Annotated in this window: 13 protein-coding genes, 1 tRNA gene and 1 pseudogene; 8 read left to right on the forward strand and 7 right to left on the reverse strand. The window is 48.4% G+C overall.

The features are described 5' to 3' along the window. Positions 1 to 84: 84 nt before the first annotated feature. A complete protein-coding gene (locus tag H6G00_RS18395) occupies positions 85 to 441 on the forward strand; it encodes a hypothetical protein (RefSeq protein ID WP_190643318.1) in 357 nt (118 codons plus the stop codon). A gap of 143 nt (positions 442 to 584) precedes the next feature. After that, the gene (locus tag H6G00_RS36715; protein ID WP_347278198.1) at positions 585 to 2,294 is read left to right on the forward strand and encodes a HAMP domain-containing sensor histidine kinase; all 1,710 of its coding nucleotides are present in this window, start codon (positions 585 to 587) and stop codon (positions 2,292 to 2,294) included. A 109-nt stretch (positions 2,295 to 2,403) separates the two neighbouring features. On the opposite strand, the gene H6G00_RS18405 is transcribed toward H6G00_RS36715, so the two are convergent. After that, a complete protein-coding gene (locus H6G00_RS18405) occupies positions 2,404 to 3,087 on the reverse strand; it encodes a sugar transferase (RefSeq protein WP_190797858.1) in 684 nt (227 codons plus the stop codon). Between the two features lie 333 nt (positions 3,088 to 3,420). Here H6G00_RS18405 and chlG point away from each other — a divergent pair, with 333 nt between their 5' ends. The 3 genes from chlG (at position 3,421) to H6G00_RS18420 (ending at position 7,551) form a co-directional block, all read left to right on the forward strand. Continuing rightward, on the forward strand, positions 3,421 to 4,488 hold the full coding sequence (chlG, locus tag H6G00_RS18410) for a chlorophyll synthase ChlG (protein WP_190797859.1): 1,068 nt from the start codon (positions 3,421 to 3,423) through the stop codon (positions 4,486 to 4,488). 343 nt (positions 4,489 to 4,831) lie between these two features. Further along, positions 4,832 to 7,267: a penicillin-binding protein 1A gene (locus H6G00_RS18415; protein WP_347278199.1), complete on the forward strand. Its 2,436-nt coding sequence runs from the start codon at positions 4,832 to 4,834 to the stop codon at positions 7,265 to 7,267. Between the two features lie 89 nt (positions 7,268 to 7,356). After that, positions 7,357 to 7,551: a hypothetical protein gene (locus H6G00_RS18420; protein ID WP_190643322.1), complete on the forward strand. Its 195-nt coding sequence runs from the start codon at positions 7,357 to 7,359 to the stop codon at positions 7,549 to 7,551. Positions 7,552 to 7,751: 200 nt separating this feature from the next. Here the strand turns inward: H6G00_RS18420 and H6G00_RS18425 are convergent, their stop codons facing one another. The 4 genes and pseudogenes from H6G00_RS18425 to H6G00_RS18440 form a co-directional block, all read right to left on the reverse strand. Next, positions 7,752 to 9,041 carry a Glu/Leu/Phe/Val dehydrogenase gene (locus tag H6G00_RS18425; protein ID WP_190643323.1) on the reverse strand — a complete coding sequence of 430 codons (1,290 nt, stop codon included), beginning with the start codon at positions 9,039 to 9,041 and terminating at the stop codon, positions 7,752 to 7,754. A 299-nt stretch (positions 9,042 to 9,340) separates the two neighbouring features. Continuing rightward, on the reverse strand, positions 9,341 to 10,420 hold the full coding sequence (locus tag H6G00_RS18430; protein WP_190643324.1) for a beta-galactosidase: 1,080 nt from the start codon (positions 10,418 to 10,420) through the stop codon (positions 9,341 to 9,343). Between the two features lie 246 nt (positions 10,421 to 10,666). After that, a pseudogene (locus H6G00_RS18435) lies at positions 10,667 to 11,074 on the reverse strand (AraC family transcriptional regulator); the annotation flags it as partial. 110 nt (positions 11,075 to 11,184) lie between these two features. After that, a tRNA-Thr gene (locus tag H6G00_RS18440) sits at positions 11,185 to 11,256 on the reverse strand. Positions 11,257 to 11,496: 240 nt separating this feature from the next. Between H6G00_RS18440 and H6G00_RS18445 the strand changes: the two genes are divergently transcribed. Both H6G00_RS18445 and H6G00_RS18450 read left to right on the forward strand, forming a co-directional pair. Then, positions 11,497 to 12,471 (forward strand): ParM/StbA family protein, encoded by a 975-nt coding sequence (locus H6G00_RS18445; protein ID WP_347277700.1) that lies wholly within the window; start codon positions 11,497 to 11,499, stop codon positions 12,469 to 12,471. Continuing rightward, positions 12,453 to 12,710, forward strand: coding sequence for a hypothetical protein (locus H6G00_RS18450; protein ID WP_190643396.1), 258 nt, complete (start codon positions 12,453 to 12,455; stop codon positions 12,708 to 12,710). The genes H6G00_RS18445 and H6G00_RS18450 overlap by 19 nt, the downstream gene beginning before the upstream one ends. Positions 12,711 to 12,781: 71 nt before the next feature. Here the strand turns inward: H6G00_RS18450 and ggt are convergent, their stop codons facing one another. Further along, positions 12,782 to 14,338: a gamma-glutamyltransferase gene (gene ggt, locus H6G00_RS18455; protein ID WP_190797860.1), complete on the reverse strand. Its 1,557-nt coding sequence runs from the start codon at positions 14,336 to 14,338 to the stop codon at positions 12,782 to 12,784. A gap of 389 nt (positions 14,339 to 14,727) precedes the next feature. Here ggt and H6G00_RS18460 point away from each other — a divergent pair, with 389 nt between their 5' ends. After that, the gene (locus H6G00_RS18460; RefSeq protein ID WP_190643327.1) at positions 14,728 to 15,258 is read left to right on the forward strand and encodes a GTPase; all 531 of its coding nucleotides are present in this window, start codon (positions 14,728 to 14,730) and stop codon (positions 15,256 to 15,258) included. Here the strand turns inward: H6G00_RS18460 and H6G00_RS18465 are convergent. Beyond that, positions 15,255 to 17,081: an ABC transporter ATP-binding protein gene (locus tag H6G00_RS18465; protein WP_190797861.1), complete on the reverse strand. Its 1,827-nt coding sequence runs from the start codon at positions 17,079 to 17,081 to the stop codon at positions 15,255 to 15,257. The genes H6G00_RS18460 and H6G00_RS18465 overlap by 4 nt on opposite strands. Positions 17,082 to 17,450: the final 369 nt, after the last annotated feature.

The following is a 17,450-nucleotide window of genomic DNA, read 5'->3' on the forward strand; positions in this document are numbered from 1 at the left end:
TTGGTTAAGGTTACGTCTCAGTATCACAAGCAACATTCGGAAGCAATTTTATTGGCTTAACCCCATTTGATTTGGAGTTGAAAGATGAGTAAAACAATCGTCAATTTAACTTTACCTGTAGTAGTGGAAGAAGCTGAGGATGTACTTGATACTTACCCTTATCATCCTTATCAGCAGGCATTTTCAATTCCTGATTTACGGAAGAAGCTAATTTCTTACGTACTCTGTCGGGTACCTGGAGTGTACACAGTAGTTGAAGAAGCCGACCAAGCAGCGATGAATCCTAAGTCCTTGTGCAATTCTTTGGAACAGCGAACTCAGATCGAGAATTTGGTTCGTCAAGGGATTGAGCACATTCTCCAGGAGAATATGGATTGGATCGAGCGTCATATTCCCCAGGAGACAAATTCTGCTTTTGCCCCGTCTAATTGGTTTGGTTGAGGTTTTGCTGAAGCAAATGTAAATTAAGTGCAGGAGATAGTTCGCTTGCACGGGGATTGCGACTAACTCAGTTCGGTTTTGCGGGTACACCTAATCAGCACATGCCGTTATTGTCGTAACAGAGGACAACGTAATGCATTTATGTGTTCCTAACGACTATCTGGGTAAGTCAGGTGTATAAGTGGTATTTGCCAACTCTAGGTGAAATTTTAGCGGTGAGTGGATCAGCTCAAACCGCTGAAAGATCTGGTTTTGAGGCACAGCGACGAGTTAGAGCAGAACGAGAGTGGTGTGGTGCGATCGCCGCTCTCAACTCTTTGCTCCAATCTAGATCGGTAGCTACTCCTGATGGTTTAGCTGCTTCAGCTAATTCAGCTAATTTAGAAGAGACAGCTTCCCTTAAGCAGAAGGAGCAAGGGCTAGTTTTGTCGGGTCCTTTGCCTGTACTAGACCAGCCAAATCTGGTTTCAAGTTTCTCAACCTGGACATTTACAACTGAGCCCATGGGCGCTTTGAGCCTGATGCCGTTTCAGTTGCTTCCGGCGGCTGGCAAGGTGACTCAATCTCGCCCTACTTCTTCGACGCTGCCTCTGTTGCCCAATGATCCGCTGGCAGCAGAGCAGTTTTGTCTGGTCTTGACTTCTGAGTTTAGCCTGGTGATGGTGTTGGGCGAAGATGCAGATGCCAAGCCAGCCTTTTTGTTTTCGTTTGAACCTGAAGTCGTCTGGCAGTCTTGGCGATCGCTGCAATCACGCTTGCTGCTGACTAACCCTCAATCTTTTGAACATCTGGATACGTTGGTCAAGCAATTTTTGCCTAAGCCACCGGACTACCGATTGGTGATGCAATTTAGCCAACTGATGTTGGCACACCTGCCTGAGCCGCTGGATTGGGAGATGGGAGGCGATCGCGCTGGCGTACCGATTCGACAAGTTTCTTACACCCTGTCTTCTGCCAACCAATCGTCTACATCTCAGGGGCAGAACGACAATCTGACAGTCGGGACAAAGCCAAATACTCGTCATCCTCTGTCAAAACCAAATCAGCCCTTGAAGATAGCTACTAAAGGGCGACCGTATGATTCTTCATTAGAGAAACTGGCTCAAGCGAAACTTGGCTCAGACGCAGAGCTGTTGCAGGCGATCGCCCATGAAGTTCGCACGCCTCTGACCACCATCCGCACCTTGACTCGGCTGTTGTTAAAGCGAAAAGACCTCAGCCCAGATGCGGTTAAACGGTTGGAAGTCATCGACCGGGAATGTACGGAGCAGATTGACCGCTTTAGCTTAATTTTCAGGGCGGTCGAGCTAGAAACATCCGCTGTTAAGCATCCGTTAAGTCCGTTGGCAGCAATTTCCCTGACTCAGGTGTTTCAGGACAATGCACCTCGCTGGCAAAAGCAGGCGAGTCAGCGAGGATTGACGCTAGAAGTCATCTTGCCGCAAAAGCTGCCACTGGTGGTCAGTGATCCAACCATGTTAAATCAAGTGCTGACTGGGCTAATGGATCAAATCACCCATAGTCTGCCGTCTGGAAGCCACATTCAGGTGCGAGTTATGTTGGCGGGACACCAGCTCAAGCTACAGCTTCAGTCTCAGCCTAAAGACGACGTAGAAAGCTCAAACGGAAGAGGCTCTAGGAAAACGGTACAGTCGAGCTTTGCAACTGGGCTTAAATCTGTGGGTCGATTGCTGATGTTCCAGCCAGAAACAGGTAGTCTCAGCTTAAATATGTCGGTTACCAAGAATCTGTTTCAGGCATTGGGCGGTAAGCTGATTGTGCGACAGCGTCCTGAGCAGGGAGAGGTGTTGACGATCTTCTTGCCTTTGGAGACTAAAAGGCTTGAAGAGTGAGAAGTCCAAAATTTAGGGCTACAGATGGAAGGGCACTCCGCTCCGCGGAGTGCCCTTCCATCTGTAGCCTCTTTCTAAAGCAACGTTATAACTTTTCCCAGAAATTGCTCTAGCAAGCACCAGAGCGACGAGAGAATAGGATTTGAACCGTTTTCCAGATGATCACCAGGTCATACATTGGGTTCCAGAGGCTCTGGTAGCGCAGATCCAGGTCTACGATGAGCTCAAAATCTTTGATTGAAGAACGACCGCTGACTTGCCATTCGCCCGTCAATCCGGGTTTGACGTTAAGGCGCTGCCAGTGGCGATCGCCATAATGCTTAACCTCATCAGAAGTAGGAGGACGAGTTCCTACAAGGCTCATTTCGCCAACCAGCACATTCCAAAACTGGGGCAGCTCATCCAGGCTGGTCTTCCGTAAAAACTTCCCAACTTTGGTAACTCTGGGATCTTGTTCGTTTTTGAAGATCATTCCCTTAGCTTCGTTAGCAACCTGTGCCTTGAGGAGGTCAGCATTGTCAACCATTGAGCGAAACTTGCGGATTTTGAAGCGGGAACCCTGCAAGCCAAAGCGCTCTTGCTCATAAAAGACTGCACCGGGGCTGTCTAGCTTGATGGCTATCGCAATTGGAACAAACGCTACCGCCAAAATTAGCAACCCCACCAGGCTACCTACGATATCAAGCAACCGCTTGAAAACGGAATAAGCTGACGGATGAACGTCTCTTCCCAACTGAATGGAAGGTGCTAGAGAATTTGAGAGGGTTGCCTCTGAGACTGTATATTGGGTCATCCTAACCTTCCTGCCATCAATGCTTGAAAACAATGACCGTGTAAATACTTAAGAAGCTATCCAAAGAATATAGTCTGCTCTCCAGAACGGAGGAGAGGGTGACACCCAGTCTTTGCAGAAACTTGTCATTGAGAATCAAGATGGCGGAAGTTTGTGAAGTTTATGTAAAGCTTAGGAATCAGATTGGTATCATTCAATCCAATTAGAAGTTAGAAGAGCCCTTAGAAGATTCGTGCTTTTGGCAGGAAGTCTTTTACGCTATTACAGGAAGTCTTCTACGCTATTAAATGAAGCGTTCTTGATTCTCAAGCTTTTTCATATCGGATTAACCTCATGGCTGAACCCATTTCCCCTCAGTTTTCGGCAGACTCATCAGAGCAAATTCAGGACAGCCCCCTTGATGGCGTAGATCCGAATTCACCCCTAGAGGCTGCTACACCCGCTGCTGTAAACCGTAGTGGCAAAGCCCGTCAGCTTTTAGGCATGAAGGGTGCAGAAGCTGGAGAAACTTCGATCTGGAAGATCCGGCTGCAGCTAATGAAGCCGATTACCTGGATTCCATTAATTTGGGGCGTAGTTTGTGGGGCAGCTTCATCGGGTGGCTATACCTGGACGCTAGAAAACGTGCTGCTGGCTGCTGCCTGTATGCTGCTGTCTGGACCGCTGCTGACCGGTTATACTCAGACGCTAAATGATTTCTACGATCGCGATATTGATGCGATCAATGAGCCTTATCGCCCCATTCCTTCTGGTGCAATTTCCGTGCCCCAGGTGGTGGTTCAAATTCTTGTTCTGCTGGGTGCTGGGTTGGGTGTTGCCTACCTCCTTGACGTATGGGCAGGTCATGAATTCCCTACAATCGCAGTGCTGGCGCTGGGAGGATGTTTCATTTCTTATATCTATTCTGCTCCGCCGCTCAAGCTCAAGAAGAATGGCTGGTTGGGCAACTATGCATTGGGAGCTAGCTATATTGCGCTACCTTGGTGGGCAGGTCATGCTCTGTTTGGCGATTTGAATCCGACAATTGTAGTGCTGACGCTGTTTTACAGCTTGTCGGGGTTGGGCATTGCGGTTGTGAATGATTTCAAGAGTGTGGAAGGCGATCGCCAACTCGGTCTCAAATCCTTACCCGTGATGTTTGGCATTGGTACGGCTGCTTGGATTTGCGTCTTGATGATCGACGTATTTCAATCTGGGGTTGCAGCTTATCTAATCAGCATTCACCAAAATCTCTATGCTGTCATCCTGATTTTGCTGATCATTCCGCAAATTACGTTTCAGGATATGTATTTCTTGCGGAATCCCGTAGAAAACGACGTAAAGTATCAAGCTAGCGCACAGCCATTTTTGGTTTTTGGCATGTTGGTCACGGCTCTAGCACTTGGACATGCAGGGGTTTGAGGGCGTTGGGGTGCAATTCATACCATCAGTTCTGGTCAAATTCGCTTGTGGAATTCAGGCTTTAGCCCTTAGACTTTAGACCGACTAAATTCTAGTTTCCAGGTTTCATTGATCCGAGCCAATTCTGAGCAGCTAAGGATGAATTCATTTGTTGATGCACTAGACTTAACGATAATTCGTCCGGAGGAACCAGGAAATTGTGCTGTAGCTGTGAAGGGAGCGATCGCCTTCCAACCCAAAGCTGCAACCTGGAACGGACTAGATACACTGGGGTGTAGATTCTTCCCAAGCCCTATAGATCGACAGAAGCGGCTTGGCTTGTGGTGGTGCGAGAGGAACTGAAGTGGCAGATTTTATTTCCAAGCTCAAAGCCATGTCGGCTAAGTTCAACAATTCTGGTTCAACTCAATCTAATAGAGCATCTGACAAGTCTGGCAGTTCGCGTCAAAATCCTTCTGCTAGACGAAGTAGGCGGCGCTCAAAGTCTCCTACCGCGCCGTTGTTTGCAAAATTGCAGTCAATGACCAACTCTAAACTTCGTCGCCGCTCGGAGTCTCCAGGGCAGGGTACTCCCCAGCCTGGGCACAAAAAGCCGCTCTATCGGCGTTGGTGGCCCTGGGTATTGCTGGGACTTGGCGTCGGCGTTGTTGGTAGCGGAGTTTATGCCTATCGAACGGTGCAGGCTGTTGATCAAAAGCTGCCTGACACAGGCAACATCTTGACCTTTGTCCGCGATGGAACGATGACCATCAAAGCAGCGAATGGCACTATCTTGCAGCAGCTTGGTCCCGCAACTCGCGATAAGCTGACTTTTGACCAGATTCCGCCGCAACTGATCGAGGCATTTTTGGCGGCTGAGGATCAGGATTTCTATGAACACAACGGGATTGATTATCAGGCGATCGCCAGAGCGGTTATCGCCAACGTTTCAGCAGGGGAATTAGTAGAAGGTGGTAGCACCATCACCCAGCAGTTGGCCCGAATTGTTTTTCTCTCTCAAGAACGCAGCTTTCAGCGAAAACTGCGGGAGGCCTTACTGGCCCAAAAGATTGAGCGCGATTTAGATAAACAGCAGATCTTAGAGTATTACCTCAACCTGGTTTATCTCGGATCTAGTGCCTATGGGGTAGCGGATGCAGCCTGGGTCTATTTCAGTAAAACTGCCGATCAGCTAACGCTGTCAGAGATGGCGATGATTGCAGGCATGGCTCCGGCTCCTAGCGTTTATTCTCCGTTGGTTGATCCGGTAGCGGCCGAGCAGCGGCGCAACGTGGTGCTAGCCCGAATGCTAGATTCAGAATTCATCACGCAAGCTGAAATGGATGCGGCGATCGCCACTCCGCTAACGGTTAACCCCAGTATTCCAAAGCGGCTTTACAGCGAGATTCCCTACTTCACCTCTTATATTCAGCAACAGCTTCCCCTGCTTATTCCCGAAGAAGAACTGAAAGTTGGCGGTCTTACCGTTGAAACAACCGTGAATCTGGAATGGCAAAGAATTGCTCAAAATACGGTGAGAAATGCGATCGCCAACTACGGTCCGGGGCAAAACTTTGAGCAAGCAGCCTTGGTTTGCATCGACCCACGCAATGGCGAAATCAGAGCCCTGGTTGGGGGTGATGATTTTGCTGAAAGCCAGTTCAACCGAGCGACTCAAGCGCAGCGGCAACCTGGTTCTACCTTTAAAACCTTCGTTTATACAGCGGTGATCGCCTCTGGTTCTTCTCCATACAAGAGTTATGTAGATGCCAAATTTGTTGTAGACGGCTACGAACCGCAAAACTACAGCAGGGGTTATAGAGGCAGCGTTTCCATTCGAGATGCTCTAGTTTCTTCGATTAACATCGTTGCAGTCAAAGCCCTGATCGATGTTGGGTTTGACCCCGTGATCAGGATGGCAAGCAACATGGGGATTAAATCAGAATTGTTGCCCACCTATTCGCTGGCTCTGGGAGCCTCTGAGGTTAACCTGCTAGAGCTAACCAGTGCCTATGGCACCCTGGCAACGCAAGGAAATCATGCTGAACCACATGGTGTTGTTAGAGTCATCAATCGCTCTGGCGAAGTGATTTATGAATCGGAGGTTGAACCCAAGCGCGTGGTGGACGAAACCAGTGCAGCCATCATGACCTGGATGCTGCAAGGAGTCGTCCAAAATGGAACTGGAGCACGAGCTCAACTGGGTCGCCCGGTCGCTGGAAAAACGGGCACTTCTGAGGAAAGAAGAGATCTCTGGTTTGTCGGCTACACACCTCAGCTTGTAACTGGCGTTTGGTTAGGAAATGACGACAGCCGCCCAACGTACGGAGCCAGCAATACGGCTGCTCGTACCTGGCGGGACTTTATGGGTACGATTGTGCAATGGCTACCGGTTCAAGAATTTCCTGAACTACCTCGATTAGAGGGGCGCAGGGGCAGTATTGAAGCTGACCCTGTGCGACCGGGACGCGTTTCGGCGAGTAGTGCTAGGAATAATAATGATGACGACGAGGGCGGCGATCGCACCGAGAGACGATCTGAGCCTTCGCGGAGAGAGCGATCGCGCAGCAATGAGGAAGAGGAGAAGACCGAGGATTTGCGAGAGCGCTTGCGAGATAGTGGCGATTCCGGTGACTCTGGTGGTGACTCAGCTCCTGCTCCCGCTGCTCCGCCAGAGGCTGCTGCCCCTGAACCTGCTCCCGCAGCAGAACCCGCCCCACCTGAACCATTACCTCCTGTAGTTGTGCCAACTGAGCCCGTCTCCGAACCTGCACCGCCACCAGAAGCCGCAGCAGAGTAAGCGTATCGGTGGATACCTAGAAAGGTGGATGTATTCTTTAGCGTTTTTTTGTATGGTTATCTAATGTTTTATAGAGGAGCTGATAGCCAATGACTTTAATGACGGAAGTTGCCGGACCTCATTTTCCAATTTCCGCTACGCTAGTTTACGTCGTCGGGTTTATTGCCGCTGTGACCATTGGTTCGATCGCCTGGTATAACTCGAAGCGTCCTCCTGGCTGGGAAGGCAAAGAGCGTCCAGACGTTGTACCTAAAGTTGACAAAGACCAAAACCCTGGTCTCTAAAGTCGGTTTCGCAACCGACGGCTAAGTTCGTAACTTATATCAATTTTTAATCGAGGAAGCAGTGGCGGAAGTGTACATACTTCCGCTTTATTTTTAAGTCACACTCACGTTATACCAATTCCAAGAAGGGGCTACAGGTGGAAGTCACCCTGCCAAGCGGGGTGCCCTTCTACCTGTAGCCCCTTCTTAGAGAAACGTTATTACGGATAAAGTCCTCGGTCGATCAGAGCTTGAGCAACCCGCCCTACCCCTAGCATGTATGCGGCAAGCCTGATTGGCACCTGTCTCATCTGGGACTGCTCCATTACCTGCTGGAAGGCATGGACAATCAATCCTTCCATTTCTCGGTTAACTCGTTCTTCATCCCAAAACACGTAGGAAAGTCCTTGCACCCACTCCAGATAACTCACCACTACTCCGCCTGCGTTTGCCAGGATATCTGGAAGAACGGTTACTCCTCGTGCTTCTAGCGCCCGGTCTGCTTCTAAGGAAACTGGTCCGTTTGCCGCCTCTGCAACGATGCTGGCTTTTACCTGGTCAACATTGTCCGCAGTAATTTGGTTTTCTAGAGCGGCTGGAATGAGAACATCGCACGGTAAAGCCAGTAACTCAGCATTGCTAATGGGAACGGAGCCAGGAAAGCCTTTCAGGTTTTTGTCATGTTCTGCAGAGTAGGCCTTGAGCGCTAGAATGTCGAGCCCATCTGCCGCAAAAATTCCGCCAGAGCCTCTAGATACTGCCAGGATTTTAGCTCCAGCTTGATGTAGCAATAGAGCTGCGGCACTGCCAACATTTCCAAAACCCTGAATGACAATCCGGGAATCGGCGATCGCCCTTCCCTGTTTTGCCAACGCTTCCCGTACCACAATCATCACTCCCCGTCCGGTAGCCATTTCGCGCCCACGCGACCCACCAATCGAGATGGGTTTACCCGTTACTACTCCTGGCACCGCATGTCCCACATTCATCGAGTAGGTGTCCATCATCCATGCCATTTCGCGGGCTGAGGTTCCCACATCAGGAGCCGGGATATCAACAGATGGGCCAATGTCTTTAATTAACTCACTGGTATAGCGGCGCGTAATCCGCTCCAATTCATTCACACTATAACGATTGGGGTCGAGCGCAATTCCTCCCTTGGCTCCACCATAAGGAATGCCTAACAGCGCACACTTCCACGTCATCAGCATGGCCAGCACCGAAACCTCTTGCAACGTTACGGCTGGGTGATAGCGAGTCCCGCCTTTATAAGGTCCAAGAATATCGCAGTGCTGAACGCGATGTCCCGCAAAAACCCGCACTTCGCCATTATCTAACTTGATGGGAATGGAGACAGTGACGACCTTACGCGGATTGCTCAGAATAGTTAGAACACCTTGATCTAAATGCAATTCTCTAGCTGCCGCCTCAAGATAGCTACAGGCTTGATCGGCTGGGCAAATGTGAGCTGGAGAAGGTGCTTCTAACGGTACCAGCGGTGATAAAACCATAAATCTTCTCGCAATCGTGGAATTCCACGAACTGAATGTCTATTTATTGATCCCTATGGCCAGACTAGCCGTTTTTCTAAAAAATATTCTATTTTGTAATCTTTGTTACTGTTTATTTTTTCAGTTTGTCCATTTGTGGTCGTGGTAGACCTTCAGCATGAATGGTAGCGCAGCGGAGCCGCGCTACCATTCACGCCTTAAGAAGTGATTCAGAGGTCTACTGAATACAGAGTGAATACAGAACAGGGCAAAAAAGGGGCTACCCGATCAACAGTCAGAACAATGATATTTGTGGGATATCAAACTTCCTGGATAGATTGAGAAGGTGCTTTTGACAATTGTTCGATCGTGTTCCACCAGCGATCGCGCCCATTTTGTTGATGCCAGTACCAGTATTCGCACCCCCACAGCAAAATAGTGCGATAGCCTAAATCCACTAACAGGTTTACAAGCCCAGAAGTTTGTTGGGGAGATGAACTGGGATACTGAACAGCATCCAGGGCAACAAGGTGATTCGGTTCCCAAGGTTCCGCTTGTGCTTCCGAAACCCATGCTTCTTTGCCGCTCGTAGACAGTTGTTGTTGCCATGCATTGAGTTTGTACCAGTATGCAGGGGATGGTTGTAGGTAACTAGATAGATTGCCATCTGGAACCTGTGTGTAAACATTGATTCCAACTGCATCAGCAAGCGATAGGCTTTCCTGGAATGCTCGATCGTCCTCATTCGAGCCTGCATCGGGTAGTGTAATTGCATTAGTTAGCAACAGTTTCTGTCTCGGCAGCGCTAGTGTACGGGCTAACTCAACCTCTTGACGCACAAATTCATAGCTCAAATAACGCCCCGATGTAATGGCTAGTCGAGTGAACGGTTCATTCTCAATCTGCCAGTATTTAAGATTGGGCGCATCGCGGGTATGTTCAATGACTTTTTGAATGAAGCGTAATGTGTAATTGGCGATCGCTGCATTGTGATCAACAGGTTGAGAAGTGATAGAAGTATCCTGTTGGGCAGCTAGCCAACTGGGGAAGTGAAACTCTGGCCAGCGTGGTGCTTTCATGCCAACTGTAAGTATCACTTCGATTCCGTGTCTGTGGCTTTCATCAAGTAACCAATCAAGAGTCGTGAAATCAAACGAGTTCTCTAATGGCTCAATCTCATGCCAGTAACTACATAAGCGAATTCTCTTAAGTCCAAGAGAGCAAATCTGACGAAAGGCTTCTTGATAGTTCAAGTTAATGTATTGGCACTGAAGTTGGCTAAACGTTGTTCCAACTTGAGTTTGACTTTGAGTTAGCAATTGCTGCAAATAAGGCAAGGCAACTACTTTACCTGTATCAGATACTACGAACCCAAGCAGAGTAGACACCGAGAGTGCCATAAACTGTCTTCTATAAGTCAAGTTGAACTACCTCACTCTCGAAGAAATATCTTTTATAGATACTCACTTATGGATACTCATTTGCAATCTGTGCCCTGTTGACTGCTCTTCTACTGAATGGCTTTATGATAAGGGATAATTCTGAGCAGGAAACCGCATTTTCGTGCTCAATTAAACGCAGCGACCGAAGAGCACAACAGATGTGAGACAGACGTTTTACGGAGCCTGAAGTAGACCTGTGAAGAACTAAGTTGAACCAATTTTTGCGACTTCTCTTAGCCGCTCCACATCGCGCATTGGGGGTGCACCGAACTGCCGCTTATACTCTCGGTTAAAGTGTGAAGGATCGTCATACCCCACCTGGTACGCCGCAGTGGTCGCGTCCAGATTTTGCCCCAGCATTAGACGGCGAGCCTCCTGAAGCCGCAGTTGCTTTTGGAACTGCAAAGGACTCATGGCAGTAACCGACTTAAAGTGATGATGAAAGCCCGAAACACTCATGCCAAGCTCTCGTGCAATGTTTTCAATCCGAAGCGGCTGGTTAAAGTCTTTACGAAGGCGATCGACCGCTCTGGCGATGTGGTGCGTGTAGCCACCGAGAACGGCAATCTGACGCAGCCGAGCCCCTTGCTCTCTCATTAGAAGTCGATAAATCGCGACGGATAGTTATAGTCAGTGATCTCCACGTCGAAGGTTCGGCTTGCCAAGCAGATTGTAGAGTGATGCTTTATTTGTCTAAATAAAGCATCACTCTACAACCTTAAAGCCGATGGCGGGATTTGAACCCGCGACCGCTCGATTACGAATCGAGTGCTCTACCACTGAGCCACATCGGCATAGACAGTAGACAAGTATAGCAGTCTTCCTTGCCAAGTTTCTACAAAGCGCGTTGAGAGATTGAAGAATTTGTAGATGAAGCTTCCATAACAGTTAGTCAACGTCCGATGACCCACATCTTTGTCTATGGTGCTATAGTACGTATGTACTGATGGGGACAAACCTGCACACCTGGAAACAGGGGGAGACATATGACTATAGGTACCAGACAGAGAAGAGTTAGTAAAGATCCAACTCCTGTGACGGCGACTCGGACCCTGGCACTGGATGCGGGTAACTATGACCTTAAGTTTTATGACGGCACGGGGCATCCAAAAGCGATTCGATCTGTACGTTTCCAGTTACCTCAAGGTCGAGATGCTGTTCGTTATTCTGAAGCCTCGCCTCTCATTGCGCTACCTGATGGTACACGGTACCACTTTGGCGCACAGGCTTATAAATACAGAAGGCAGCAGCAAACTGTAGTCGAAAATAAGGTTGAACTGGCAAAGCTACACTTGTACGCTTGTCTCGAACCTACAGGTGCAGAAGTTTCTGAGTTCCCCTTAAACCTTTACGTTTCTACTCCTGAACCTGCTAGAAACGAAGACGCGATTCGAGAGCAACTTTTAGGACTGCATGAGTTTGTTCGGAATGGCGTTGAGTTTCGGGTCAATGTAGAGCAGGTTGAGGTTGAGCGGGAAGGCATGGGGGCTTACCACTACGCGCGTAAGCAGGGACACATTCCCAACAACGGATACACGATTGTGGTTGATATTGGGGGAGGAACTTGGCTAACTCGTCTGGTTGATGCAGAAGGTGACGTGATTGATGAAAACGTCATGGATCGGGGCGGAACTTATGAGTTAGCTGCGTCGATTAGCTTCGACAGACGATTGACCGATATTCTCGGCACAACCGCAGACCCCAGCATTGTAATGGATGGCTTTCGGGTAGGACATACCTATGCAGATACCGAGTTAACTTGGGCACCCTGGCTGGAAGAGCATTTAGATTCCTGGTTTAAAGGAATTTTTCAAACCATCAAGGCTCAATATACGCCCTACATGGCGAGAGTGACCCGATTTTTGGTGACAGGGGGAGGTTCTCACCTGATCGCAGAGCGGTTGGCAGGGCGGAAATTGTTTGCTGTGATGGGTGATCCTCAGTTTGCAAATGTTCGTGGTTTGTTTCTTTTATCTAACGATACACAGCTATGTATGACAACAAAGTAAGGCTAAGCCAGGATGTCCTTGATAAGGCTGAACTCATTGCTGCCGAGTGGGGACTCAAAAATGCCCGTGCTGCTGTGGAAGCAGTCTTCCGTCGCTACTCAGATGAGTATCTGTATGGACGCGGGAAGTCCATGGATGAAGCGTCAAATGTTCACTTTTTGGACTCGACTACGTTTAACCAAGGACCGAGCAGCGGATGTGAAGCACTGAATGAGTTAGAAGACTTATTGGCAATGTAAGCCACAATTTTCAATTTTGTAGAGACGTGATTAATCTTTGCCTTTGGATTAATTGCGTCTCTACAAGAGGATTAACTGGTGGCAACTGAACCGTTTCGACGGCGATCGCCCGCTCCACTAATTGTTCCATCAGGGTGTTGCATCACAGTATGTACTCCACCAAAAAACATATTATGGTTTTCCCATAACACCAGTTCTCCATTGAAAGGAAAAGATGTTTTCTCAAAGTCTGAGTGATGAAAGCCAGGCTCTAGGCTGAGCACATCGTTCTCCCAATGCATCCGAGAACTGTTGACTGCATCATCTACCGACATATCAAAATCAATGATGTTGGAAATGACTTGAAGGATAGCAGTCCTGATTCGATTGGAACCACCAGAACCTAAAACAATCTCAGGCTGGTTCTGTTGTAGCACCATTGTAGGTGCCATCATTGAAGAGATTCTTACATTGTTTTGCCACTGATGAAACCCAGTGGGATGTAAATCTGCTTCGCCCAACATGTTGTTTGTCATCACTCCAGTTCCAGGAATGACATGAGAAGAGCCTTCCCCATTGGATGAGGTGACGCTAGCGGCATTTCCCTCTGCATCAACAACACTCAGGTGCGTTGTACTACCCCACTTATTGGTTACAGGAGTGAGTTGGTTAGCGTATTGGCTGATATGTTCAGAAGACAGAAAGTTTTGTGCTACATCGGGTTGATATAAGTTGGCATCATATCCATCTGTTCGAGCTTGATTGGTCAAGCGTATTGCATTGGATAGAATCTTCAGGTGTTCGGTTGTGCCAAAGCCAACGGTAGATAAATCTAACTGAGATAGTAGTGATAAGGTAAATGCGATTAGGCTACCGCCAGAACTAGGGGGAGGATTCGTTAAAAGTGTGTTGCCTCGGTAGCTAGTCTTTAAGGGTTTCCGTTCAATCACCCGATAATTTTTGAGATCTTCTAAAGTTAAATATCCTCCGTTTTCCTGACAATCCTTAACTAGTTGTTGAGCAATTTCGCCTTCGTAGAAGGCTTCAACTCCTTCTTCAACCAAACAATTTAAGGTGTCTGCCAGATCTGGAATTGCAAAGGTTTCGCCAGCTTGAAGTAACGCTCCATTAGGAGCAAAAATCTCCCGCGCTCCTGCGGTACGCAGCAAAATCGGTTCTAAAATTTTTAGACAGTAGGACTGAAAATCATCTAACAGGACACCCGTTTTAGCGTAGTGAATTGCAGGTTCAACAATTACCTCAAGCGGTAGTCTGCCCAATCGTTTATGAACGTGGAAAAGCCCTTTCGCAGTTCCAGGGACGGCGATCGCCCCTAGTCCAACATGAAACTCTTGAGCAACGCTGCCAAAATTGACTGAAACAGGACAAAAATCAATGTCTTTAACGTCTCGCTTTTGACCTGGAGTTTGAGTGAAAAAGTCAAATAAAATGTTTTCGTTGTGCTGCGTATGAGCAAGTAGAAAACCACCACCTGCCAAAGAAGTGAGCGTTGCTTCTGTGACACATGAGGCTAAAACTGCGGCGACTGCAGCATCAAACGCATTTCCACCTAACCGCAACATTTCTATTCCCGCTTCAGCCGTTTGCAAATTTCCGGCCGCGATCGCCCCACGAGTTTTCTGAATCATATAGCTGTACTAAGTAAGTAGACCTCATTAAACACTGTTGAAAAAAATGGGGGAGTACCCCGTTCCTTGTATTTGTCCATTTACTTAAATTTCTTAGAAAAACTGAAAAATACTAAAAATGTACGTTTCGTAAGGTTGAGGCGCAATTCTTAATTTAAATTAATATCTGACGAATGGGTAGCTAAAAACCAGCGATATTGCGGAGTCAATATCGAGTTGAATGCTGAGACGCAATTGCCCCAAAGTTTTTATAACAGCTACATAGCACTTTTAAAGTGAAAACCCTTGAGATTTTCTGACCATTTCTGGGTAAAAAAGCTTAAGGATCAACCAGAAACCCCCTTTCACTTTTGTGGAATTTGGTGAGCTACCCAAGGAGCAAAACTTAAATGGAAATTCTACGTGTTGTTGTTACAGGCACCACGGGAGCCGGAAAAACAAGCTTTATTCGTGCGGTTAGCGAAATCGATGTTGCTAGTCTAGAGCGGCAACCCACGAATGTTGATTTGCAGAAGCAAAGTATGTCAACGCTCGATTTTGGTCGGCTGACCTTCGGCGATTATCAAATGCTGCACTTGTACGGTATTCCCGAAAGTCCTCATCTGGATTTTATGTGGGACATTTTACTGCGTCGAGCCCATGCCTGTGTGGTTTTGATGGATGCTCAGCGTCCCCGAGATTTTCGCTCGACTCGTCGTATTCTGAGTAACTTGAGTCGGCGGAGCAAGGTGCCCATGATTGTTGGTCTGACTCATGCAGATTGTCCGGATGCGTGGACACTTGCTAATGCAGAGCTGGCCTTGGGTCTTAAGAGCGATCGATATTGCTCCCCTCTGGTCATCGTTAATGCAACGCAGCCAGAGTCAGTCCTGAGAAGTTTGTTAATTCTGACTCGTGAGATGATCAATGTTCCAGCTTAGGAACGAAAGCTGTTTACTTTCGCCGATCGCCGTGTCTGTCTTGCCTGAAGATCTTCTAGCCGAGTATCGGGAATTGCCTGGATCAGTTGGCGTGTGTAGTCCTGCTGAGGTGTGTTGTAGATTGCGTCAGCGGCTCCAATTTCCTCGATTTTGCCCTGGTTCATCACCATAATGCGATCGCTGACGAATTTCACCACGCTCAGATCATGGGAAATGAAGATATAGGTCAAGCCAAAATCTTGCTGCAAATCTTTCAACAAGTTGAGTACCTGCGCCTGCACAGACACATCCAGGGCAGAAACCGACTCGTCGCAGATAATGAAGCGTGGCTGGCAAACCAGGGTGCGGGCAATGCAGATTCGTTGCTGTTGCCCACCAGAGAATTCGTGAGGCATCCGGTGCATAGCGCTGCCGTCTAGTCCAACTCGCTCCAAGAGGGCGATCGCCTGCTGCCAGCGATCGTCTCGCGAGTCGCCAATGTTGTGAATCACCATTGGCTCAATCAGAGCAGCACCAATGCTCTGACGCGCATCCATTGAGCCAAACGGATTCTGAAACACAATCTGCATTTCCCGTCGCAGTCGCCTCATTTGAGTGGCATTCAGGTTAAACACGGATTGTCCGTCAAAGATGACTTCTCCTGAAGTTGGTTCAATTAGCCGGAGCAGCACTCGACTCAGCGTCGATTTGCCGCAGCCCGATTCACCAACCAAACCCAACGTTTCTCCGGGGTACACGTCAAAACTGACATCATCGACTGCATTGAGCATGGTTTTGCGACCAAATAGCCCCGTTCTAATCGGGAAACTTTTGGTCAGGTTGCGAACCGAGAGCAGCGGTTTTTGTTGAAGTAGACTGTGATATCGGTTGTCACGCTCGGTCGTGGGCACTTCCGACCAGAGCGTTTCTGTCTGTGCCGGATCAAGCGTTTTAGCGAGAATTTCGAGTTGTCCTGCTGGGTTAGTTTGCACCTGCATGAAGTCCGCGACCGTAGGCAACCGTTTTAGCTGCTGATCGGGGCGGGGACGGCAACTGAGTAGCCCTTTGGTGTAAGGGTGCTGAGGATTGGCGAACAGGTCATAAACATTCGCAGTTTCTACGATTCGACCGCGATACATTACCATGACGCGATCAGCGATTTCGGCGACTATGCCCATGTCATGGGTAATGAATAGGATCGACATACCTCGGCGATCGCGAATTTCCCTTAGCAACTCTAGAATTGTGGCTTGAATGGTTACATCTAGTGCTGTGGTTGGCTCATCTGCAATCAGCACTGCCGGATTGCCGCTCAGCGCCATTGCGATCATGACTCGTTGCTGTTGCCCGCCTGAAAGCTGATGCGGGTATCGGTTCATCATCGCTTCTGGGTTGGGCAGCTTGACTTCTCGAAACAGATCGAGCGCCCGCTTTTGGGCTTCCTCCTGGGAAACTTCCGCATGAAGCAGAATTGCTTCCACCACCTGATCGCCGCAGGTAAAAACTGGATTCAGGGAAGTCATCGGCTCCTGAAACACCATTGAGATTTGCCCACCCCGATAAGTGCGGCGATCGCCTGCTGGCAAACCCAGCAAATTCACAGGCTCCGCTGATACGGAGCGAGGATCGTGAAACCAAATTTCTCCATTAACCTGAACAGATTTGGGCAACAGCCCGATCGTTGCCAGGGAAGTGACTGATTTACCTGAGCCAGACTCACCCACAATTCCCAGAGTTTCACCCGCTGCCAGAGTAAAAGATGTGTCTTGCACCGCTCTCACAATGCCTGCATCGGTAGGGAAACTGATAGACAGATTGCGGACATCCAGAACAGGAAAGTTCATAAACTTGGAAGGCGATCGCGAGGGGTGAGTATCTTCACAATAGCCGCTATCAATACTAGAGCTAGAACAGTTGCTTCATTTATGACAACTGATACAGTTTGTTGCCAGTTCATCCCTCTAGCATTGTCCGGTGTAAATTGAATTTCCAGCTAGATCCGCCAAAAAAACGGAATCTTTAATAAAAAACTTTCAACTAAGCGAGGACAGCATGATCAGACGATGGAAACGATGGAGGCGGTGGCAACCCGTGCTGCTAAGGGACTTGCGGGAAAATAGCATACCCGTCACTCTAGAGATGTAGAGTACGGGAACAACTCTGCTATTATGCTAACCCTGCTGACTCTGGAGGGCCTGAAATGCTGTTAGACG

Source organism: Leptolyngbya sp. FACHB-541 (assembly GCF_014695875.1).
Lineage (GTDB): Bacteria > Cyanobacteriota > Cyanobacteriia > Elainellales > Elainellaceae > JAAUTN01.